This is a genomic window from Pseudoalteromonas sp. 1CM17D, from assembly GCF_023161805.1.
GTDB lineage: Bacteria > Pseudomonadota > Gammaproteobacteria > Enterobacterales > Alteromonadaceae > Pseudoalteromonas > Pseudoalteromonas atlantica.
In genome coordinates this window covers 233,795-256,096 of the sequence record NZ_JALNTP010000006.1, presented here as the reverse complement: position 1 = coordinate 256,096, position 22,302 = coordinate 233,795, and the positions used below count along the sequence as shown (strand labels likewise).

Genomic DNA, 22,302 nt, shown 5'->3' with positions numbered 1-22,302 from the left:
TAATGGATAGCTCATAACGGCAGCTGATGGGCGGTTATGAGCGTTCAAGAAACAGCCATCATTATAGTGATTTAAACAGATTAACTTATTCGTTTTTAAACTTCCTAAATATCCACACATTCAGCCCAATTAGCAACATAACAATTAATGTTAGAATTGGAGGCTTTGATTGTAATGGTAAAAACTCAGCAGTTACCTCTGGAATCATGTGAACATACACTGCGACAAACATAATAGATAGCGCTAATAGTGATGAGCAATAAAATACTTTTCTTATTATATTTTTTGTTAGAACCTTGGATAAAGTAAGCACAATCAAAAACCCTAAACCTGCTGAAATTTCACCTAATTGACCAGCCCACCTAGCTATCTCGGGTAATGGCAGTCCACTCAAAGCTATTTGTTTAGTAAACATAGTATTGAACGGCTCAAAGAACTTTACTGTGCCAGCCATAATTAAAAAAATAGCTAACAAGCCGGTTAATAGCTTTTGCATGATGGCCGAAGGGTTCATCGCTGAATGGCGTAACGCCAGCCACATTAACCCGACAATAACGAATACACTCGATATTAGTGATACTTCTAGTAATAATTGTTTCCCCATTTCATTTTTCCTATATTTTATGGTGAATTATTTCTCTTCAGATTCTAATAATACTTTGCTAACAAAAAGCCGAACTGTTGGTGCAACTACAGCTAAAAGCAATAGTGCAGAAGGAATAACTTCTCCTATAGAGTATGACCATGCACTCATAAATGAGACATCGTCAGACACCATTTTCCTGGCCATAATAGCCGTCATGCCCAAAAGCATTGAAGGTAAAACCATTGAGGCTATTAGCGGATATTTAAATTTTTGAGGGAATTTTTTCATATTGGTCACACCTTGAATAATTTAGAGGGCATATTTTAAAGCCTTGCCCTTATTTCAAAAATAGCTATTATTGAAATTTATAAATTCATATTTGAATGATTAGATATTATGGATGCAAAAGAGCTCGGCAATTTATATTGGTTTTGCCTGTCAGTAGAGTGTGGTGGTTACGCCCCGGCTAGTCTTTTAGCTACAGCCTCTGCCCCGACGCTTTCTAGGGCTGTGAGTCAGTTAGAAGAAAAAGTAGGTGAGAAACTCATTCATCGACATGCCAAAAAATTCCAACTCACTAATGCAGGTGAAGAATATTACCGACGCTTTGCTCCTATTTTCAAACAAGTTGATGAACAATGGCTCAACCTTTCTAATACACAGGCAACATTAACGGGTGAGATTTATGTATCGTGTCCAGAGCCTTTCGCTGATTATTTTCTTCAGAATCTAGCAATCGAATTTATGACAGAACATCCCGGTGTTAAAATCCACATTAGTTTCTCTTCTGACACTGAAAACTATATTGATGAACGTATTGATCTCGCGATTGTTACTACACCGAGCAATATACCTACATTAATTCAAAAACCCTTATTTCAAACTGAGCTAGTCTTAGCTGCATCACCCAAATACCTTAAAGCTCAAGGTATTCCCAATAATATAGAGTCATTACTTGAACATAATTTACTTGCAGGAAATACTATACCTTTTTGGGAATTTAAGTACCAAGGTGTAACTACAAAGCTACCTGTAATGGCTAAGTATTCAATAAATAGCCTCCGTTTAATGATTAATGCAGTTAAAGCGGGCATAGGGATAGGCTTGATACCGAAAGAAGTGTTAGAATTTGAAAAAGACGCAGTGCTACAGAGGGTATTGCCCGATGTAGAGTGCCCGAAAGGCAAAGCTTATATTGTATGGAGTGATCGTCAGTTGATTGCTAGTAGGGTGGTCGCATTTAGAGAAAAAATAATTCAAAAAATGGATAAACCATCAGACTTATTTAAATCCATAGTGAGTTAGTTTTGCTAGAACAGATTAAGTGCTAAATACATTAAAAAGATAAGTCTAATAGACCGCTATTGGCTATTATAGTATTGATGACGTTGATAAAAATAAGCGCTTAAAGTCAGTACAACTTCTCATTTTGCTTCTGGCTCTAACAATATTTTCGTCACAAGGAGTTTAATCGTTGGTGCGACAACTAATAATAGCATTATTGCAAAAGGGATAATTTGCTCAATAGAGTTAATCCATGCACTGATAAACGAAGCCTCATCAGGCAGGGTTTTATAGGCCATCACCCCAGACGTTCCTAGCAACATTGAAGATGACACCATAGAAACAGTAAGTGGATATTGATACTTACGCGGAATTTTTTTCATGCTTGCTCCAAGGTGTCATTAAAATTCAGCTTACTGAATAGAAAGTAAATAGCTAAGTCCTAATACAGAAATAATACCAAAGCTTGCCATGGTCCATTTTCTTCTATCTTTCTCTGCTATAACGACAAAAAAAAATAACAGTGCTTGAGAGTAGATAGCCGTATAACCCTTAGCTATTAGCTCAAGATTTACTATGAAAAATCTTTCAAGATAATATTGTCTGCGTAGCTTTGGTAAGCACCTTCAATCATCTTAGCCATATCGTCTGGGAAGAGTAAAAAGTCGCCTTTTTCAAGAGAGTCTATAATGCCTTCAGAGACAGACTCAGCACTTGCTAAGTTATCAAAGCCAGCTCTTTTTCCCATATCTGTTTCAATTGGGCCTGGGTGAACACTAAGTACCTGAACGCCTTTTTCGGCAAATGCGTCTTTCAATCCTTGTGTGATTGAGTAGGATGCAGCTTTAGATGCCGAGTAAGTGGTTTCCTGAAGAAAGTTTTTCATCGATACCACAGAATTCAGTTGGACTAACGCACCTTTATTACGTTCAAGCGCTTTTGCAAAGGCGTTAGCGATACGCACTAAACCATAAACATTAACGTCTATTTCCCTAGCTAAAGACTCAAAAATATTCTCTGCTAAAGGTGTAGTCGACAGCATTATACCTGCGTTGTTAACTACAAGATCGACATCAGTAGCCTCAGCTGCCGCTTTGTTAACTGAGTCGGTGCTTGAAATATCCGTCTGGATAGTTGCTACTTTTTCACCGTATTGCTTTTCTAATGCTTTAGTTGACTCAGGATTGCGCACACCAAGATATACTTTTTTGGCACCGTGTTGCAGAAGTGACTCAACAATGGCTTTACCTATGCCACGATTTGCGCCGGTAACGAAAGCTACTTTGTCTTTAATGATAAAACTCATTTGATATTCCTTTGGTTTAGTATCCGTTGCGATTGCTAAAGTTTTATCGCAACGGAAAATTGATTAGGCTGTAATACAGTATTTACTATAACTGTGCAGTTATAACTCGTTACTTTTTAGTCCATTCAAATTTATTAAACATTGAATCTACTGGTGTTTCAGCAATGTGGTTTACATAGTTGCTGATCACTTTTTGTGATAACCCAAGAATGATTTCTAATACTTGTTGCTGCGCGTAACCTGCGGCAAAGAAAGCATCGACTTGTTCAGGTGTTACGTTGCCGCGTTGGCGTACGATAGCTAGCGTGAAATCTTGAAGCGCTTGTAGTTTCTCTGTTGGCATCGCTTCTTGGTTACGTAACGCCTCAGTTAAAGCGGCATCAACTTTCATTGAGTGTGCAATACCAGTATGAGCTGGCACACAATAATGACACTCATGCTCAACGTTAATTGTTTGCCACACTACAGTTAATTCTTCTGCGTTGAATGATGTTGCTGTAAATAACTGATGTAGCTGTGTATAAGCTTTTAATATTTCTGGTGATTCAGCCATTGCTGCATATAAGCCAGGAACAACACCCATTTGCTTTTTAGCGCCCTCTAAAATTGCTTTGCTTTTTTCTGGTGCTGTTTCTACTGTGTGTAATGTAAATTTGCTCATTTTTAATCTCCAATGACATAGGTTGTTTAGGGGTTGTCCCTATATAAAAAGGGAATAAATCTTGAAGCCCCTTAGTTGATGGAGTGAACTATATACCCACCTGAACGATCGTTCAAGCTATATTTGAGCGATCGTTCAATTATTTTAAATATGTAAATATAATCTATTGTATTTAAATGGATATTTGTCTTGAAATATTTTTGCTTTATTAGAAGTCACCTCTGCTGAGTTTAACTTTACCTAAAGATAAAATATAACTATAATTGAACGACTGTTCATTTAATGTTTTTAGGTGAAGTTATGGCAAAGACCACAACATTTGATCGCCAAGAAGTGATAGATAAGGCAACCAATCTTTATTGGAAGAAAGGCTTTCATGCAACATCAATGCGAAACTTGCAAGACGCGGTAGACCTTCGCCCCGGTAGCATATACTCAGCATTTGGTAATAAAGATGGTTTATTTAAGGAAGCCTTAGCTAACTATGCTGATATGAGCCTGTCACTATTACAGCAATGTAAAGACGAACATGATTCGCCACTTCATGCACTAAAAGCCTTTATGAAGTTAATAATAGTAGAGTCACAAAATAGTGCTCCAAATGGCATTTGTATGCTGTCAAAAACTATTTCAGAATTAACAGATGAGAATCAAGATTTAATTGATGTAACGAAAGCACATCTAGTTAATATATCCTCAGCATTGGTCAAATTAATTGAAGAAGCACAGACATTAGGTGAGGTGGATAAAAATAAAAATGCTGAAGATCTTGCTACCCATGTACAAATTCAAATAACAGGTTTACGTACTTTTGCTAAAATTAATAAAGACAAAAATAAGGTTAGTGCCATGATAGACGATATTTTTACGCATTATCCTTTTTAATAGGAGTTAAGGGTTAATCATATAGGTCTAAAGGATCAAACCTTGGCGGCCTACAACATGCTCCTGATCCTCTGAAAATGGCACTCTCTAGCTACTCAACAACATTAAATACTGTAATAATTGGCAAAGTATTTTACTGTGTCGGATGGCGCTTCGCTTATCCGACCTACACTGGCATATACCTAACAGCTCAAGTTAATCCCCCAAATTATTAATTCTCTTCACCGCCTTACATTTAACAGCAAAGCCATTTACACATTTGAGCGGGTTGACTCTATAAACCCTTTTACATAATCAAGCTGTAAGTCGTCATCGCGCACGCCTACATTCACGCTTTTTTGCAGCCCTTTATTACCTATGCGGATGCCTTTTATGCCTAAACGGCTTTCGTGCGATGACACTAGCCACTCGGGTAATGCTGCCACGCCACGATTGGCAGACACTAATTGCAGCATCATTTCGGTGCTTTCTATGGGTACTCTGCGTCTGGGTTGCACGTTAGCGGGGTCTAAAAATCGGGTATATACATCTAAGCGGTTGTAGCCTACAGGCACGGTATAAAGTATTTGGTCTTCGAGGTCTTGCGCTGTAACAAACGCTTTGTTGTATAACGGGTTTTGCTCGCTCACGACAATACATAAATTGTAGTTAAACACAGACCTAAAGTTTAAGCCCTCTGTATTGATGGGGTCGGGGGTTATTAGCACATCTATTTCGTTGGCTTTTAGCGCTGCTATGCCATCAAATCTAAAGGCACTTTTTATTTCTATGTCTACCTCTGGCCATGCTTTTAAAAATTGCTGAATTTTACCCATTAACCATTGCTCACACGGGTGGCATTCCATGCCTATACGCATGATTCCTCGCCGGCCTTGGGCAAATTCTTGCAATACGCGCTCGGCGTGTTCAAACTCGGTGACCATTTTGTCTGCAAGTGAAAGTAAATAAAGCCCCGCCTGAGAATACACCAGCGTATTGCCTTTACGGTGCCACAGTTTTACGCCAAATCGGCGCTCTAATTTAGCAATAGTATGGCTCACAGCCGACTGGCTTAAGTTTAAACTCTCGGCCGCGGCGGTCACGCTTTTAAGGCGATTAACCTCTTTAATAATGTGTAGATGATTACGTTCAAGCATTATGATTTATATTCATTCCAAAACCAGTTTTTACCATTAGTGTTCATAATGGTGTTTTGGTAATATTATCACATTACATACTCAAGTCTATGCACTTTGCTGTTGTGCTATGTATACGCACCAGCAAAACACCTAGCATTTAACGTATTACCAGGAGATACAGCCTATGTTTAGCGACTCTATCTATACTTTTATATTAATAGGTATAGGGGGCACAATAGTGTTAGATATTTACGCGGGGTTACTCGCTAAGTTTTTTGATTTACCTGCCACAAATTGGCGATTAGTTGGTCGCTGGGTGGGCCATATGAAATCGGGGCAATTTTATCAGCCTGCACTACCTAAGGCCGAAAAAATACCGGGTGAGCTTGGTATTGGTTGGGTTGTACACTACCTAATTGGCATAGCGTACGGGTTAATATTAATGGTGTGTGTAAACACGCAGTGGCTTGATTTGCCAACCATACTACCTGCATTACTTGTTTCGTGGTTTGGCATAGTTGCCCCCTTTTTTATTATGATGCCAGGCATGGGGGCGGGTATGGCCGGTGCAAAAACACCTAACCCCACCGTTACGCGCATAAAAAGCTTTGTAGGGCACACCATATTTGGCTTAGGCATGTTTTTAGCCGCACTGGTTTTAGCATAATTTTAAGTAGGAAAGCAGACTATGAACATTTTAAATTTAAGCACCTATTCTACGCATATAAAAATAGTGGGCTTATTAGCTATTGTTATTTCAATAGCTGCGTGGAGCACAGATTTATTAGGCATTGTGTATGCGTGCCCCTATTGTAGAGTGCAGCGCTCAGTAATAGGCCTGTTAGGCTTATTATTAATAACGCCTGCGGTTACACACTGGATAGGCAAATATTTTGCTTTAGTAATTGGTTTTTTTGGCGCAACAGTGGCCGCTAATCAGCACTTTATGGGCTGGAAAAAAATATCAGCAGGCACCTTTGAATTTAAAGATAACCTGTTAGTTGACCCATTTATTTTATCGGCCTGTGCACTAACAGGTATTATTGGACTTACTTATTTAGCAGTAACAGCCACTAAGTTACCCGCTAAAACGGTTTAATATTAAATACTGTAGCTAAAGGCGCACTTTTTATTAAAAGTGCGCCTTGTTTTTTTATATATAAATTTAATTTAGTTACGTTAAATCTGTTTTTTCTACGCGCTTAAAGCAATCTACTTATTACCACCTATCTAAAAATAACTCACAGGCTTCTAAAAGCTTTTCCCGTGCAATGCCGTCTCTTGATTGAATAGAAAGACCATTAATAAAGGTATCTAAAATTAGCATAAATTGCTCTACAGGCATTTCTTGTTGCCACTCTTGCTGAGCAGTTCCGCGCTCTATGCATTTTACAAGCGCTTTACGAATGTCGTTACGTACCGACAGCGCCATTTGCTCAACTTCTTTATTTTCGTCGCCGCAATTTAAGCCAGATAAAACAATCATGCAACCCGATGGTTGCTTAGTTGAGGTTTGCATATGAATGGTTTTAAACACCATGTTTTTAATCGCTGCTTTTGCAGGAACCGACTCGTTTTTTAGCTCCGAAAAGGTCTCTCCACAGGTGCTGGTATAAAGTGCTAAACATTCACTGTATAGAGCTTGCTTTGAGCCAAATGCTGCGTAAAAACTCGCAGATGAAATATTGCCTAACACTTTGCGTAGCTCAGCTAAAGAAGTGGATTCGTAGCCTTTTTGCCAAAATAAATCCATTGCACTTTTTATTGCATCTTCACGGTTAAACTGGCGTGGGCGTCCGGTTCGGGCCATATAAATTACCTCAAGTAAGTAAATTTTAAATAAGTGTATTGTTAGTTAAAACACTCAAGCCCGAAATACTAAGTATTGTCGGGCATTGTGCTGATCATATCATAAGTTTTAAATACAGTTGCTGTGCTAAGCACCTAAGCGAGTAAAGTATTGCTCTACATCTAGTGCTGCTTTACACCCAGAACCTGCAGATGTAATTGCCTGCCTATAATGGTTATCGCTTACATCACCTGCGGCAAATACGCCGGGAATATTCGTTAATGTTTCACCATTTTCAAACCCAGAATACACATTAATGTAGCCATCGCTCATATCAAGCTGATCTTTAAAAATATGTGTATTAGGCTGATGCCCAATGGCAATAAACACGCCATTAACGCTCAGTGTTTCTCTATCTTGCTCAAGTAACGTTGATTTAATAGTAATTCCTGTAACGCCGTTAGCGTCACCCACTATTTCATCCACTTGGTTATTCCACTTAATAGTTACTTTACCTTGCGCTACTTTATCAAATAGGCGCTGTTGTAAAACCTTTTCGGCACTGAGTGAATCACGACGGTGAATAAGCGTAACGTGCGAGGTAATATTAGCTAAATATAAAGCCTCTTCAACAGCGGTATTACCACCGCCAACCACAGCTACGCTTTGGTTTTTATAAAAAAAGCCATCGCAGGTTGCACATGCCGATACACCCTTACCTTTAAACTCGGTCTCGCTTGATAGGCCAAGGTACTTTGCCGATGCACCCGTAGAAATAATTAACGCATCAGCTGTGTAAGTTTGCTGCCCTTTAAGCACAAATGGCCTTTGCTGCAGGTCAACATGTGTGATGTAGTCATGCACTATTTCGGTATCAAAATTTTCGGCATGATCTTTAAACTGCCTCATCAGTTGTGGCCCCTGAATACCCGTTGGGTATCCTGGCCAATTTTCAACATCAGTTGTTGTTGTGAGTTGCCCACCCACTTCAAGGCCAGTAATTAGTAATGGTTTAAGGTTTGCTCTAGCTGCATAAATAGCGGCAGTGTAACCAGCAGGCCCTGAACCCAAAATTATCAACTTTCGATGGGTGCTCATTTACCACCTCTTTGGCGTACTAATCTTTTAAAATTAGCGCTTGTAGCTCTGGCGCAGGCATCATACCTACAGAGCGATTTATTTCTTTACCGTTTTTAAATACAACAACAGTAGGAATACTTCTTACCGCTAATTTGGCTGCAACTGATGGAAAATCATCAATATTAAGCTCACCCATAATAATATTTTCATCAGCGAGGTTATCGGCTACTTGCTCGTAAATAGGCGACATAATTTGGCATGGAGCACACCACTCAGCCCAAAGTCTTACAACTAATTTGGCGTCTTTTTTGTTTAGCGATTCAAAGTTTTCATCATTTAATTTAATTACTTGGTTAGTCATTTTTGGCTCCTAGTTAAAAGTAAAAATCGACCCACAGTGACACACCTATATTTCGCCTAACAGGTCATTTATATATGCAAACTACGCATAATAAATATCAGAGCTATAAACGTGTTTTAAAAAGATGCTATTTAAAATAAGAGGAACAAACTCTTAAAAATATCAACTTAAAACACATTACCAGAACACTTGTGGATCGATTGATCCGAAATTTACACTCAAGAATAGCGAGTGCCAACAACTTGTAGAACACTCATTCCACAAATAAGTGAAATTAACACTCAAAAAGCCGCACTAAAAGATTAATTTGAAGCGACTTTTTTTATTTTTTAAATTAAAGCAATAGGTTATAAAGTAAAAAACAACGCAGCTAGGAGCTGAAATTTAAAATAATTAATTTATTGTTTTTGAGAAAAGAGTAGGGAAGGTGAGCAATATACATTCTGAGGTTGTGAGTTTTTCTTAAATAATTTGAATAATAAATGCGATTTAAAAGCATAATAATGAACGCACATTGTATTTATTATGCTATTTAAAGGTTTAGAGGCCTACGACGGCGCTGCGCCTTTCCATAAAAGTTACATTGCGCCATACGCCATGCAGTTGGCCTAATTTTTCTCGGTTTCCAACTTGCCTAAAACCATTACGAGTATGAAGTGCAATGCTGCTTATGTTTTCAGGGAATATACTGGCTTGTAGCATCCATATACCGTTTTTTTCCGATTCTTTAATGAGTGCACAAAGCAATGCGTGCCCCAAGCCTTTACCTTGGGCTTGGTTTGCAACATATACACTTACCTCGGCAACGCCCGAGTATACCTCACGGCTTGAAACCGCAGATAACCCGGCCCAGCCAAGCACCTTTTCATCCTCAACTGCTACAAGACGACAACAGTTGAGCATAGAACTATTCCATTGTTCCCAATTTTTAGCTTCAGTTTGAAAGGTCGCGTTGCCGGTATCAATGCCTTGCTGATAAATATTTTGAACGGCTAAAAAATCGTTCTTTGCAAATGGCCTTATGATCACAGTATTTCCTTAAAACTATTATCATTCTTTAAAATTAGCGCTTACTTATAAATGAGTTAACGGCTAATTTTAATTACCGCTAACATATCGTCTTCGTCCTCATCGAGGCCAACTTCCTCAAACCCAAAACTTGAATAAAAATCTTTAGCTATTGGGTTTTGCGGGTTATAACAAATCTCGATTTGTTCAAGCTTAGGAGTTGCTTTAATCTCTTCAATTGCCATAGCCAGTGCTTTGCGCCCAATGCCTTTATTTTGATAATACCAACTCCATTAAGTATGTGCTCTAAATTTTACGCCGAAAAAACAATTCAGTTCTAGGCGTAAATTGATGTAAATGGTTGTTCCCTTTACGAAATTTAAAACAAAGAAATGGGTTGTTTTAGCAAGTAAAATAGATCAGCTATTTATTGGAGTTGGTATAAGTTTGATCTACCATAAAGCGCCAAATAGAAACCTTTTTAGGGGTTTCTTGTACCCACATAAAAAAGCCAACTGGCAGAGCATTTAGGTAAATCGCTTTACAGGTATACCCGCTATTATAGTGCGCCTCAACTAACGACCACATATTACACGCTACGTATTCTTCTTGCGTTTTAGTAACATCCAATTCGCATATGGCTTCGTAGTTATCGGCGGTGATGTCTTCCAATGACAGATTCATGTTTTTCCTTTAGAACAACTTTGTGCAATTAGTAAGCTATCAGTGTATGTACCTATAATCAATCAAATGAAGATATTGATTTTTATACACCCAATATTAGCCAAATTAATAATCTACAAGTCTATTTAAAACAAAAAGGCCGCAGTAAATAAATACTGCGGCCTTTGCTTTTAGCTAAACTTTTTTAAACGAGCTACGTTTAATAAGCGCCTGCGCTGTAAATAAGCTCGTAGCTGTGGCTGTAAATCTCAAGGATGTTACCAAACGGGTCTTCCATGTAGATCATGCGGTACGGCTTTTCGCCAGGGTAGTAGTAACGTGGTTCTGGCATACGTTTTTTACCACCTGCAGCAACAATACGCTCCGCTAAGCCTTCCACATCTGGGTCTTGTACACAAAAATGGAAGATACCGGTTTTCCAGTATTCAAAGTTGTCTTTAGGGTTTTCTTGGTCTTTAAATTCAAAAATTTCTACACCAATACGGTCGCCTGTTGAAAGGTGCGCTATTTTAAATTTTTCCCAATTTGGACCAAATACATCGGTGCACATTTCGCCAATGGGGCTGTTATCTTCAGTGATCACGGTAGGCTCCATTATGGTGTACCAGCCCATCACCTTAGTGTAAAACTCTACGGCTTTTTCAACATCTGGTACTGAAATACCAATGTGCGAAAAACTACGTGGATATGTATGACTCATAATGCTTCCTCTTTAACTGTGATTAGTTGATGGAGTTAGTTTACGAATCCGTGTTTATTAAGTAAAATTATCATTAATCATCATTTTGAGTACATTTTGTAATGATAAACCCGACATGGTTAAACACGTTTTGTACGTTGGTTGAGGTAAATCATTTTACCCAAACCGCCGAGCGCTTATTTATGACCCAATCGGGCGTAAGCCAGCATATTAAAAAGCTAGAGCAGCAAGTAAACTGCGCGCTATTAGAGCGCCACGGCAAACAATTTACCCTTACCGTGCATGGGCAAAATTTGTATCAGCAAGGCAGTTTGTTATTAAAAGAATGGCAATTTTTAGAACAACAATTAAAAGATGACTCGCCTTACAGCGGCCTAGTAAAAATACAATCGCCTGGTAGTTGTGGGCTACAATTTTATAGCCAATTATTAGCATTACAGGCTGAGCATACCGAGCTTAATATTGATTATCGCTTTGCACCTAATACCAGTGTAGAGCAAGCTGTAGCAAACCACAGTGCCGACATAGGCTTTTTAACCCAAGCCCCCACGCTTAGCGAAGTTACCAGCCACAAAATTGGTCAAGAAGCTTTATTATTAGTAACCCCCGCACATATTAAAAACCCAACATGGGAGGTTTTATGTGAGCTTGGCTTTATTGGTCACCCCGATGCAAAACACCACGCGCAGCTATTACTTAGCGAAAACTACAGCGAGTTTGAGCATGTTGATCAAATTAATCGTACGGGGTTTTCTAACCAAATAAGTTTAATACTCGAGCCGGTAAGTTTAGGGCTAGGTTTTACTGTTTTACCTGCCTATGCGGTGGGCGCATTTAATAAACCAGCGCTTATAAAAACGCACCATTTAGCCAACCCAATCAGCGAAAATATTTATGTGTGTCATCATCGTAACAGGCCAATGGCAAAGCGCATGCACACGGTAATTGAGGCGATAAAAGCGGGGGAGTAATTTTTTAAAAAAGCAGTACAGCCAGCTTTTATTTGCTGTACTGCCTTTTCGGGTTTTAGCGTGTTTAAACCTTAGACATATAGGCGCTTACATACGCCTTATTTTTAAATACCAACCATAAAGTAAGCGCTATAAGGCCAATACTTAGCTGAATAACACCTAAGTTTTTAATTAATGTTTCTGCATTAAGCGATACAAGCGCCATGCCTATTGCGCCTGCAATCATAGAGCAAAACTGAATAACGGCCACAGCAGAGCCCGTGTCCGTTGTTTGTTGCTCTAACATTAAATTAGTACCGGGCACGCGGGTAATAATAACGGTTAGGGTTGCTATTGCTGCTAATGCACCAAATACCCAAGGCGATAAGCCGCCTATAAAAATGGTACTTATACCGCATGCTGTTAGGGTTAAAAAACTCGCAGTAATTATTTTTTTTACCGATACACGTTTAGAAAGCCGCATATAAATTGTTGGCCCAAACGAGGCGCACACAGCATTCGCTGCAAAGGCGTAACTAAAGGTTTGCTCAGATAAACCAAACCCGTTGATATATACATAAGAGCCCGCCGCTAAAAACGACATTAACGCCATAGGCACAATAGTAAAAACAGCCAATAGCGATAAAAATGGCGGGTTTTTAACTACTACAGCTAATCGCCCCCACGACTGAAAAACAGAACCGGCGTAGCGTGTATGCAAGGTTTCGCGGTAAAAAAAGGTAAATAACATAGCCACCGAGCCAAACACGGCTAAAGCAGCAAACATCATATGCCAATTAGCAATTTTTAATAGCAATGCGCCCAGCACAGGCGCCACCATAGGGGCAATAATAACCAGCGACATAATAGTGGCGATAATTTTTTCTCGCTCGCGGCCATCGTACAAATCTTTTACTATTGCCGTGGCTACAACCGTTACTGCACTTCCGCCAAAGGCTTGTAATAAACGCGCGCCTATAAGCATTTCTACAAAATTAGATAACGCACAAAGCACACTGCCTATTACGTATATTCCAAGGCCCATAAGCAAAATAGGTTTACGGCCAAATTTTTCACTTAATGGGCCCCAGAACAATAATCCTATGGCGTAGGCTGCAAAATATACGCTAAGTGTTAAGTTAACCATGGCTTGGTTAGTATTTAGTTTCTCTACCATAGTAGGTAAAGCAGGAAGATATAAATCGGTAGTTAAAGGGGGAAATGCACTAATAATTACTAAAAAAATTAACGTGCCAGTTTTGCCTAATACAGGCTGCTCTACTTTCAAACTAAACTCCAAAAAAAACAAAGTAACTGACTAATACACAATCTTGCTTATAAATAACGTGGTAAATGCAAAGCACGACTGCACTCATTACCTACTTAATAGACTCCTTTTGTATGCTCCACGTTATAAGTAGATTTTATATACTCTTAGCCCATGTGTATATTGCTCATTTTTTATGTTCGTTTTTTATGGCTGGCTATTACTTTACCAGTAATAGCCAGAGAGTTTAATTTATGCTGTACGCTTAGGCTTTTGCTTAATAGCGAGTATGGTTTGCTTAGCTTGCAAATACACTTTGTGCACTGCAGAGGTTAATAAGCTCATAAGTACCATTAAGCACAACGTTGGCCAAAGCGACTGTGTATGATAACCAAACACGCCCATAAGCCAGCAAATTAGCACCCATTGAATAATGTAAAGGGCCGTTACATGTTTGCTCGCATATAAAAGAGCGCGTGTAATAGGGCCATTAAATTTATTGGCAATGGCATATTCTATTAAGGCTAATGCACATAAATTTAAACCAACTAAATAAATAATACCGCCACCATTTAAGTGAAAAAAGTTACCAAACTGGCCTTTAAAATCAATAAATAACCACACTGAACCAATCACTAATAATGCGGCCCCTAACTTTGCACACACATTAAATAAATACGCTGCATTACGCTGGCTATTTATATATACACGCCCAAGCACGTAGCCGGTTAATATAGCGCTTACCCACGGAAATACCGGAAAATAAACTTGGTAGTTATTAGCAAAAAACAAATCACTAATGTAAGGCGAAAGCGCAAACTGCTGCCCCCTAACAAACTGGCTTACAAGTGCAATAGCCATGGCTAAACATGCAATCCATGTGGTTTTCCAGCGGGCAATATTAAGCGCGCCAAACAGCACTAAGCTCACCCCAGCAAGTTGTAAAATATCACCGGTTAACACCATAAATTGTAACTGCCCAGCACTGAGCGGGCTTTGCCAGCCATAGGCATTTATAAATGCCTCGGGCATGGTATTAAATACCTCAATGGGTAGCCAAAATTTTGCCACATTCATTAAATAGGCAAGTAGTAAAAGCTGTATACCACGCTTAATTAATAACATGGGGGTTTGCCTGCGCGAAAGCGCCATAGACAGCCCCATTGCCACTAAAAACGAGGCGGTGCCTTTGCCAAGTATATGAATAAAAGCACCAAATAGGCTTTCACTTTGAAGCATTGTGCTCGAGTACATCCATAGGGTGTGTACCAAAATCATAATAAAAACGCTCGCACCTCGGGCAAGGTCTATCGTTTTAAGACGTGTGTTCATTGGTTTTAATATCCTTTTTAGGGCAGGTTTGGCATTTGTTATAACCAGCTAAATAATAACGACAGCACGTTAAGCGATCGGCCGTTAATTTAAATGGGGTGTTTAAATTAAAGTGATTGCTGATTAAATTGTGTAGCTGTTGATGGCAATGTGTAGTGTGATCAGCGCTTGCTAATTTTAAGCTATGGGCGCGCTCAAATGCGCTGTTAAGGGTGTCGATTAATAAGCGCCCTTGCTCTTTTTTTCCCAGCGCATAATCGGTATTTATCCACTTTCCTACACAGCTAATAAACTCAATAAGTGCAGTGTTTTGCTCAGCTTTACTTAATATAGGCGCACCGCTGAGGTTAAACCCTCGGCTATAAGCGCCATTAATTTTAAGCTGTAATTGCATGGGGTTATGTGCATTTTGTTTAGAAGTATGCCAATAACAATAGGCATAAATAGTTTGCCAACAAAGCTGCAAATATAAATGGCGGCTAATAAATTGCCCAGGCGCATGTGGGTAATGCGCCTTGCAATGAATCGCTAATTTGCGCACTAAATGTAAGCTTGGGTGAGCCGCAGTAGCTGGCTCACTTGGGCAAAATAAAAAGTGCGCAAGGGTTACTGGCTTAGCCATACAACTTTGCCGATACCGGGTTATTTAAACTTCCGGCAAACTGTAAACTGCCTGCTGGGTCGGTTAAATCAACCATTTGTTTATTATTACCAAGTTGTAAGCGGTTTAAGCAAGAGTGTGCAAATTCATCACTAAAAAAGTCATACTCTTTAAAACGCGCATTTAAGGCAGGGTTAGCCTGTTGATACGCTTTAACACTTTGCGCAACGCCGTGCCAAAAGTCGTGCTCGGTAATGCGTTCTTCTCTTACTAAAATAGCCACTAGGTATCTAAAAAAGCAGTCAAATACATCGGTAAATATGCTCAGTAACTCAAGCTCTTTTGGCATAGCAATATGAATACGCGACACTTCCTCAGGTAAAGGTTCAGTGCTATTAAGCAGCGCGACTTCTTCGCCGATGTCTTTCATGTAAGCGCCCACAGGGACTGAATTTTTAAGTTTTAAAATAAGGTTTTCGCCGTGCGGCATAAACACTAATTTATGGGCATAAAAACAATGCACTAACGGAATAAGATAGGCGTTAAAATAGTGTTGCAGCCAAGCATGTGTGCTTAAACCACTTTGATCTATTAATGCACCTGCCATACTTTTACCGTTGTTATCTAGGTGCAGTAGTGCGGCCATGGTGGTGAGCTGCTCATTATTTTGTAAGTTATGGTTTGGGTTTTCGCGCCATAAACAGGCAAACATTTTACGGTACGGTGTATCGCCCAACGCGCTTTGCTCAAAGGTATGATGCGCATACCCTAAGGTGGCGTACTCTCTTAGTGCCGTAAAATTGCACGCGCTAAGCGTGGGGTCGTAGTTTACTTTATTAAATACCCAATCATTTATAGCCGGGGTTACCGCCATATAAGCGCGCGAAAGCCCGCGCATAAACCCCATATTTAAAATAGACAGCGCCACTTTTAAATACGGCTTATGCGGGTGTGAGCAGTTATATAAGGTGCGAATAGATTGTTGCGCTTGATATAAATCGTCGCCTTCACCTAAATACACTAAGCGGTTATTGGCAAACTCGTTGGCAAACACCACACTTAATTTATGTTGGTATTGCCACGGGTGGGCAGGCATAAATAGGTAGTCGTCGGGGTTTAGGTTTTGCGTTTTTAGCGCTTTGTTAAACGCATTACGAGTGGTTAAATCAAGCTCGCCACTAATATGGCTTGGGTAATCACTAAAGTATTCACTATAAGCAAAATCACATACTGTTTTGTGCGCCGCTAACCACAGCACTTTAAACGGTTTACCCACCTCTGGCGCATAGCGTAAAAAGTCGCTTTTGCTAAAACCAATTCGGCCATTATTAGCCACAAACGCAGGGTGGCCTTCGCTCATTGCAGCCTCTATTTGTTGCAGCCCTAATTGCGCAAGTTCGGCTGCGCTAAGAGTGTTGTTTTCGCGTTTATAACAGGCACTCGCAAGAGTGGCGTTAAGCTCTTCAAGGTAGGTGGCTAAACGCTCGCCAGTTAAACCCAGTGCAGGGCCTTGCACACTAAAAAAGTGCAGTACATCAAGCGCTACTTGCTCGTTGTTAAGGTTATAAAAGCATAAGCTTGGCTCGTCTATATCTATGTGGTTAAGCGCCATAGCACGGCCATTAAATATAAAATAACCCCCTTCAATATTTACTTTAAAACCTTGTGGGGTTTGCTCTGCAACCAATAAGCGCTCGTGTACCAGTTCGCTAATGGCTTTACTTTGTAAGTGCCTGTTAGCCCACTGCCAGTGGTCAAACTTTACATAGTCGGTGTTTATTGGCGTTTGCGCTTTGTGATGTAAATTAACATGCGTTTCAAATGCAGCTTTATTACAAAACCCAAGGTAGGCGTTTTTATCACCCAGGGTTATTTGCTTAGTATGCACAAAGCCTAAACGCTTATTTAAGGTATGAATTTTACTATTGGCAATATCGGGCTCTACTACTACGCGTGCATCGGCATTATGAGTAAAAATACTGTGCAATACGCACTGCATTATTTCAAAACTAAAATGGCGTTTAGGCTGTGTATTTGGGGCAAGTAAAATATGCATGCCGGTATCGTTTGGCAGTACCTCATAGGCAGCTGCGAGTAGCTTGTCGTGCTTTGGGCTGTAAAGCTCAACTAAGGCAAGCAGCTCATTATTTTGCTCAATAACATAGGCATGATGGTGCGGGTGGTTAATTATATCTTGGTAGGCGCTGCACATTTGATCGGGTGTGTGTTTGCTCATACCCCAAAAATGGGCGTAAGGCAGTGTAAGCCACTGGCAAATTATGGGCATATCGCTTTGCTGTAGTAACCGCATAGTCACATTACCTGTGTGTTGTAACGTGGTTACAAAAGATGAAAAATACATAAAAACTCCTAAATCTTTTTAATTATTAAGTGGCTGTGTGTGCAGCTTGACCAACAAATTTAACGCGCCATAGCAAAATAGCGCCAAGGCTTGCAAAGCCAATGGCAGCAAAGTAAAAAGGCACGGTGGTATTAAAATATTCCACACTCATACCCACTAATAACGACGCTAAAATAACGCCAATATTTTGCGCAACATGCACTTTGGCAAAATCACTGCCGTAGTGAGCAGGCTCGCTTTTAGCAAATAGCATCACTTCTAATAAAACCATGACCTGAAATAGCGCTATACCGTATAAAACGCGAGAGCTAACCACTAACCACACCGACTCTTGCGCCTGTAAATAAAGCCCAATAGCGCCAAAAATAAGTGCACACAATAGCGTGCTAGTGCGGCTAAGCGTAGGAAGAGGTAAGTGCTGCCGAAAGTGGTTAAACAACAGCATTAATAGGGCTGAAAAAGCAGGTATGGCGTACACAAGCGCGCTTACAAATGCACTGCTTTGTGCGCTCATACCTTGCCAGTGGGTAGTAAAAAACGGCCTAATTAAAAAGGCGCTAAAATAAACCACCACGCTTATAAAGCAAAATTGCCAAATAAAATACGGTGTACGAGTACGTGGTTTTTCGCTTTCAATCGCTTGCTGATAAATACCTAACTTTAAGCTCACCATTAAATAGGCGCACAGCAGCACTTGTATTACATCGCCCGCAGCACTTAATAACAATGCATAACGCGGAGCGTTCAAACTAAAAAAGTACCCGCCCACTAACGCGCCACCAATAGCACCAAAGTGCATAAGTACCGAAAACAAGCCAATAATAGAAAGATGCTTACCTTGCTGCTCTAAACGCAGTGCAAACGGGTAAATAAGCAGGTAACTGGCTTTGAGCACCAACATAAGCTGATAATAAAACCAAAATTCCCACACGTTAGTTGCAAAATAACAAAGCAAGCCAAAGCAGGCGGCAATCACTTGCGTTACAAGCCAAAGAGCCAGCTCGTGGTATTTTTTGGCAACCTTTGCCCACAGGGGCAGCGCGAGCATAACGGTAATACAACAGTTAGCTACAAACACGCCAATAAGTGTGGGGTTACTTACAGAAAATTCGCTGGCAAAAAATTGCGGATAAAACGGCAGTAATAAGGTGTCGCACACTACCGAAATAACCGTAAGCAAAATAAGCGCTAAACGTAAACTCATGCGGCGTTACTCTTTTGCTGTGAATGGGTTTCTACATCGCTTAAATCAAAACACTGAAAAGCAATTTTTTGTTCAACCTGATACGGCGCATAACCGAGTATTTCGCGCAAAATTATACTGTTGCGATAACACGCCATGCCTAAATCGGGGGTTACAAAACCATGGGTGTGCTGCTCTGCATTTTGTACAAATATACGTTTTTGTTCGCTATCTACCGCATACTCGCGGCTAACTAAGTAGCGGCCTTGCTCATCTTCTGGGAGTTGCTGTGCAATGGGGTTTAAAAAAGCAGGGCGCTTGTATTTAAAGCCCGTGGCACAAATTAAGTAATCGGTTTTTATTTCAAAGGCTTCATTTAGCTCTTGATGATAAAACTCAGTGACTAAGCGCCCAGCACTTTTACGTGTATTAGTAAGCTTACTGTTAGTTTTAAATGTGGTAGAAATGGGCCCATCTAGGCTTTGCGCGTAAAGGGTGTCAAAAATGTCATTAATTAAATCGCCATTAATGCCTTTAAATAAGTTTTTTTGATTTTGATTAAGCCAATCTCGTTGCTCAGTTTTTAAATTATAAAAGTAATCAACATACTCAGGTGAGGTCATCTCAAGGGTGAGTTTAGTGTATTCCAGCGGAAAATAACGCGGCGAACGCGCAATCCAATCTAGTTGCAAACCTTGTGGCACACCTTGTTGTAATAAGGTGTGATAAATTTCAGCAGCACTTTGTCCTGCTCCTACAACCGTAACGCGTTTAGCAGCTTTTAGCTCATCAAGGCGGTGGCAAAAATCGCTACTGTGCAGTACGTTATTAGAATTACTTTGCACTGCGCAATCAGGAATATATGGGGCAGGGCCGGTGCCAAGCACTAAGTGGCGTGTAACATAGTGTTGCTCCCCATTAGGGGTTTTACAGGTAACGGTATAGCACTCACTTTGCTGGCAAAACTCAACCTTAGTTACACTTTGCTCAAAGCTTACGTTACTAAGTTGCGAGCACACCCACTGGCAATAGAGATTGTATTCTTTACGCAGTAAAAAAAAGCTCTCGCGAATATAAAATGGGTATAAGCGATTATTAAGCTTGGCATAATTTAAAAAACTGTACTTACTGGTAGGGTCTGCAAGAGTCACCAAGTCAGACATAAACGGCGTTTGTAAAGTAACACCTTCTAGCATCATGCCGGGGTGCCAATCAAATTGACTACGCTGCTCTAAAAATAAGCTTTTCACGCCCTCCAGTGGCTCACTTAAACACGCTAACGACAAATTAAACGGGCCAAGGCCAATGGCTATAAAGTCATAAGGTTGGTTACTCATTATTTTTGCTCCTTATACGTTTGCCACGCAATAGTGCTAATTTGTTCAAGCACGGCGCGCACATCGCTCAATTGGCACTGGGCATTAAGTAACGTAAATTTAAGGTAATGTCGGCCGTTAATTTTGGTGCGCGCAATCATGGCTTCACCAGTATTTAAGAATGTTTGGCGTACGTGCAGGTTTAGGGTGTCGAGTAAATCGGGGTTATGTTTTAGCTCCTCTGGTGCAAAGCGAAATACCAATGCGCTAAGTTCTGGGTAATTTATAACTTCAAAATCTGGGTGGTCGTTAAGTACAATGTGGGTTTGACGAGCAAGACCAATTACTTTATCAAACGCTCGACCAAGTGGCGCCTCGCCCATGGTGCGCAGTGTTAACCAAAGCTTTAGGGCATCAAAACGGCGTGTGGTCTGTAAGCTTTTATCAACTAAATTTGGCGTACCATTGCCGGCCTCAGCAAGCGGGTTTAGATAGTCGGCGTAAAGGGTAATATGGCTAAAGTGGCGTTTGTCACTTAATAAAAAAGCACTGCAGCTAACCGGTTGCATAAACGATTTATGGTAATCAATGGTAATTGAATCTACTTGTTCTATGCCGTTTAAAGCACTTCGGTGATGCTCGCTTACCAATAATCCGCCGCCGTATGCGCCATCAACATGGCACCAAAGCTGCTCTTTTTTAGCAAGTTTTGCTATGTCTTTAACAGGGTCAATTGAGCCAAAATCGGTTGTACCTGCGGTAATTACCACGGCGATAGGTAAATCGCCCTTAGTTTTAGAATCCGCAATTGCGTGGTTAAGCGCGTCCATATCCATTTGCATTTTGCTGTTTGTAGCCACGGGCACCACCGCGTTATAACCAAGGCCCAGTAATGCCGCTGCCTTTTGAATACTAAAATGCGCCACCTCAGAGCAATAAATACGAAAACGTGAGGCTACTTCAGGCAAGCCTTGCAGTTTTACTTCATGATTAGGTGCATAGCGGCTCACTGCGACTTCGCGAGCAACAAGCATGGCCATTAAGTTCGATTGCGTACCACCACTGGTAAAAACACCATCAGCAGTGCTAGGTAATTTTGCTTTTTCACAGCTCCAATCTATTAATTTTTGTTCAATAAGGGTCGCGCCAGCGCTTTGATCCCAGGTGTCTACCGAGGTATTGATTGCGCCAATGATGTGCTCTGCTACAACTGCAGGGTACGTAACGGGGCAATTTAAATGCGCCATATAACGCGGATGATGAAAATAAACAGCGTGATCTAAATACACACTTTTAAGCTCGTTTAATACGGCAGGAAAATCAGCAAGAGGTTTGGCTAAATCGACATCATTTACAGTAGCGGCAAGCGTATTAACCGCCACGCCAGAAAACGGCTTTTGCGCTTTAGCCATAGCTTGTTGTACAGCCGAAAGCCCCTGCAACGACGCTATTTGGTAGTTAATAAACTGATCGAGATTAAATTGAGGAGGTAACCCGTTTTGCTCAAATATTGCTTTATTTTCGACAGGGCTGAGCTGCGCCGATTGTAATTGTGACATATTCGCTCCTTGGTTGTACTTGTATTGGGGTTGAGGATCTTAATAGTAACAATTTGCATTTACAATAATGATTAAGGGTTAGATATAGGTTTATTTTCACAATTAGGAGTGACTGATTAGTTATAAGGAATTACTTTTAAAACTAACAAAGTGTATAAAATGAGCTATGAGAAGGTGCCAAAATGCGTGCTAAATAATGACAGTTTGTAAAATAGTGCGATGGTTTAAATATAAGAGTTGAGAAATGGGGGGTAGCTAAAAGCGAACGTA

Annotated in this window: 23 protein-coding genes and 2 pseudogenes; 5 read left to right on the top strand and 20 right to left on the bottom strand. The window is 40.3% G+C overall.

Features of this window, described 5'->3' with window-relative positions; translation table 11 throughout:
* Nucleotides 1-85: 85 nt before the first annotated feature.
* Both MSC25_RS12785 and MSC25_RS12780 read right to left on the bottom strand, forming a co-directional pair.
* Nucleotides 86-604: a hypothetical protein gene (locus MSC25_RS12785; protein ID WP_054982021.1), complete on the bottom strand. Its 519-nt coding sequence runs from the start codon at nt 602-604 to the stop codon at nt 86-88.
* A gap of 27 nt (nt 605-631) precedes the next feature.
* A complete protein-coding gene (locus tag MSC25_RS12780) occupies nt 632-874 on the bottom strand; it encodes a hypothetical protein (RefSeq protein WP_054982020.1) in 243 nt (80 codons plus the stop codon).
* Between the two features lie 108 nt (nt 875-982).
* Here MSC25_RS12780 and MSC25_RS12775 point away from each other — a divergent pair, with 108 nt between their 5' ends.
* Complete coding sequence (locus tag MSC25_RS12775; RefSeq protein ID WP_054982019.1) at nt 983-1,891, top strand: LysR family transcriptional regulator; 909 nt, start codon at nt 983-985, stop codon at nt 1,889-1,891.
* Between the two features lie 119 nt (nt 1,892-2,010).
* Here MSC25_RS12775 and MSC25_RS12770 read toward each other — a convergent pair whose 3' ends face one another.
* The 3 genes from MSC25_RS12770 to MSC25_RS12760 form a co-directional block, all read right to left on the bottom strand.
* Complete coding sequence (locus MSC25_RS12770; protein ID WP_054982018.1) at nt 2,011-2,253, bottom strand: hypothetical protein; 243 nt, start codon at nt 2,251-2,253, stop codon at nt 2,011-2,013.
* 191 nt (nt 2,254-2,444) lie between these two features.
* Nucleotides 2,445-3,176 (bottom strand): SDR family oxidoreductase, encoded by a 732-nt coding sequence (locus MSC25_RS12765; protein WP_054982017.1) that lies wholly within the window; start codon nt 3,174-3,176, stop codon nt 2,445-2,447.
* Between the two features lie 109 nt (nt 3,177-3,285).
* Complete coding sequence (locus tag MSC25_RS12760; protein WP_054982016.1) at nt 3,286-3,837, bottom strand: carboxymuconolactone decarboxylase family protein; 552 nt, start codon at nt 3,835-3,837, stop codon at nt 3,286-3,288.
* 300 nt (nt 3,838-4,137) lie between these two features.
* On the opposite strand from MSC25_RS12760, the gene MSC25_RS12755 reads away from it, so the two are divergent.
* A complete protein-coding gene (locus MSC25_RS12755; protein WP_054982015.1) occupies nt 4,138-4,722 on the top strand; it encodes a TetR/AcrR family transcriptional regulator in 585 nt (194 codons plus the stop codon).
* 251 nt (nt 4,723-4,973) lie between these two features.
* Here the strand turns inward: MSC25_RS12755 and MSC25_RS12750 are convergent, their stop codons facing one another.
* Nucleotides 4,974-5,858 (bottom strand): LysR family transcriptional regulator, encoded by an 885-nt coding sequence (locus tag MSC25_RS12750; protein WP_248443639.1) that lies wholly within the window; start codon nt 5,856-5,858, stop codon nt 4,974-4,976.
* 166 nt (nt 5,859-6,024) lie between these two features.
* On the opposite strand from MSC25_RS12750, the gene MSC25_RS12745 reads away from it, so the two are divergent.
* The gene (locus MSC25_RS12745; protein WP_282448124.1) at nt 6,025-6,507 is read left to right on the top strand and encodes a DUF2938 domain-containing protein; all 483 of its coding nucleotides are present in this window, start codon (nt 6,025-6,027) and stop codon (nt 6,505-6,507) included.
* A 21-nt stretch (nt 6,508-6,528) separates the two neighbouring features.
* Nucleotides 6,529-6,939 (top strand): hypothetical protein, encoded by a 411-nt coding sequence (locus tag MSC25_RS12740; RefSeq protein ID WP_248443637.1) that lies wholly within the window; start codon nt 6,529-6,531, stop codon nt 6,937-6,939.
* A gap of 120 nt (nt 6,940-7,059) precedes the next feature.
* On the opposite strand, the gene MSC25_RS12735 is transcribed toward MSC25_RS12740, so the two are convergent.
* The 7 genes and pseudogenes from MSC25_RS12735 to MSC25_RS12705 form a co-directional block, all read right to left on the bottom strand.
* Nucleotides 7,060-7,650: a TetR/AcrR family transcriptional regulator gene (locus MSC25_RS12735; RefSeq protein WP_248443636.1), complete on the bottom strand. Its 591-nt coding sequence runs from the start codon at nt 7,648-7,650 to the stop codon at nt 7,060-7,062.
* Between the two features lie 126 nt (nt 7,651-7,776).
* Entirely contained in the window at nt 7,777-8,727 is a 951-nt protein-coding gene (gene trxB, locus MSC25_RS12730; protein WP_248443635.1) for a thioredoxin-disulfide reductase, read from the bottom strand.
* Nucleotides 8,728-8,746: 19 nt separating this feature from the next.
* Nucleotides 8,747-9,070 carry a thioredoxin domain-containing protein gene (locus MSC25_RS12725; protein ID WP_248443634.1) on the bottom strand — a complete coding sequence of 108 codons (324 nt, stop codon included), beginning with the start codon at nt 9,068-9,070 and terminating at the stop codon, nt 8,747-8,749.
* A 540-nt stretch (nt 9,071-9,610) separates the two neighbouring features.
* Nucleotides 9,611-10,099: a GNAT family N-acetyltransferase gene (locus MSC25_RS12720; protein ID WP_248443633.1), complete on the bottom strand. Its 489-nt coding sequence runs from the start codon at nt 10,097-10,099 to the stop codon at nt 9,611-9,613.
* 56 nt (nt 10,100-10,155) lie between these two features.
* Nucleotides 10,156-10,356: pseudogene (locus tag MSC25_RS12715) on the bottom strand (GNAT family N-acetyltransferase); the annotation flags it as partial.
* Between the two features lie 163 nt (nt 10,357-10,519).
* Nucleotides 10,520-10,762, bottom strand: a pseudogene (locus tag MSC25_RS12710) (GNAT family N-acetyltransferase); the annotation flags it as partial.
* A 199-nt stretch (nt 10,763-10,961) separates the two neighbouring features.
* Nucleotides 10,962-11,462 (bottom strand): lactoylglutathione lyase family protein, encoded by a 501-nt coding sequence (locus MSC25_RS12705; protein ID WP_054982007.1) that lies wholly within the window; start codon nt 11,460-11,462, stop codon nt 10,962-10,964.
* Between the two features lie 101 nt (nt 11,463-11,563).
* On the opposite strand from MSC25_RS12705, the gene MSC25_RS12700 reads away from it, so the two are divergent.
* The gene (locus MSC25_RS12700; RefSeq protein ID WP_248443632.1) at nt 11,564-12,433 is read left to right on the top strand and encodes a LysR family transcriptional regulator; all 870 of its coding nucleotides are present in this window, start codon (nt 11,564-11,566) and stop codon (nt 12,431-12,433) included.
* Nucleotides 12,434-12,497: 64 nt separating this feature from the next.
* On the opposite strand, the gene MSC25_RS12695 is transcribed toward MSC25_RS12700, so the two are convergent.
* The 7 genes from MSC25_RS12695 to MSC25_RS12665 all read right to left on the bottom strand — a co-directional run bounded on the left by MSC25_RS12695 (nt 12,498) and on the right by MSC25_RS12665 (nt 22,032).
* Nucleotides 12,498-13,700: a multidrug effflux MFS transporter gene (locus tag MSC25_RS12695; protein ID WP_054982121.1), complete on the bottom strand. Its 1,203-nt coding sequence runs from the start codon at nt 13,698-13,700 to the stop codon at nt 12,498-12,500.
* Between the two features lie 231 nt (nt 13,701-13,931).
* Nucleotides 13,932-15,011 carry a heparan-alpha-glucosaminide N-acetyltransferase domain-containing protein gene (locus MSC25_RS12690; protein ID WP_248443630.1) on the bottom strand — a complete coding sequence of 360 codons (1,080 nt, stop codon included), beginning with the start codon at nt 15,009-15,011 and terminating at the stop codon, nt 13,932-13,934.
* Nucleotides 14,995-15,633, bottom strand: coding sequence for a hypothetical protein (locus MSC25_RS12685; protein WP_248443629.1), 639 nt, complete (start codon nt 15,631-15,633; stop codon nt 14,995-14,997). The genes MSC25_RS12690 and MSC25_RS12685 overlap by 17 nt, the downstream gene beginning before the upstream one ends.
* On the bottom strand, nt 15,626-17,974 hold the full coding sequence (locus MSC25_RS12680; protein ID WP_248443627.1) for a GNAT family N-acetyltransferase: 2,349 nt from the start codon (nt 17,972-17,974) through the stop codon (nt 15,626-15,628). The genes MSC25_RS12685 and MSC25_RS12680 overlap by 8 nt, the downstream gene beginning before the upstream one ends.
* A gap of 25 nt (nt 17,975-17,999) precedes the next feature.
* Nucleotides 18,000-19,178 (bottom strand): MFS transporter, encoded by a 1,179-nt coding sequence (locus MSC25_RS12675; protein ID WP_248443626.1) that lies wholly within the window; start codon nt 19,176-19,178, stop codon nt 18,000-18,002.
* Nucleotides 19,175-20,494: a SidA/IucD/PvdA family monooxygenase gene (locus tag MSC25_RS12670; RefSeq protein WP_248443625.1), complete on the bottom strand. Its 1,320-nt coding sequence runs from the start codon at nt 20,492-20,494 to the stop codon at nt 19,175-19,177. The genes MSC25_RS12675 and MSC25_RS12670 overlap by 4 nt, the downstream gene beginning before the upstream one ends.
* Nucleotides 20,494-22,032: an aspartate aminotransferase family protein gene (locus tag MSC25_RS12665; RefSeq protein WP_248443624.1), complete on the bottom strand. Its 1,539-nt coding sequence runs from the start codon at nt 22,030-22,032 to the stop codon at nt 20,494-20,496. The genes MSC25_RS12670 and MSC25_RS12665 overlap by 1 nt, the downstream gene beginning before the upstream one ends.
* Nucleotides 22,033-22,302: the final 270 nt, after the last annotated feature.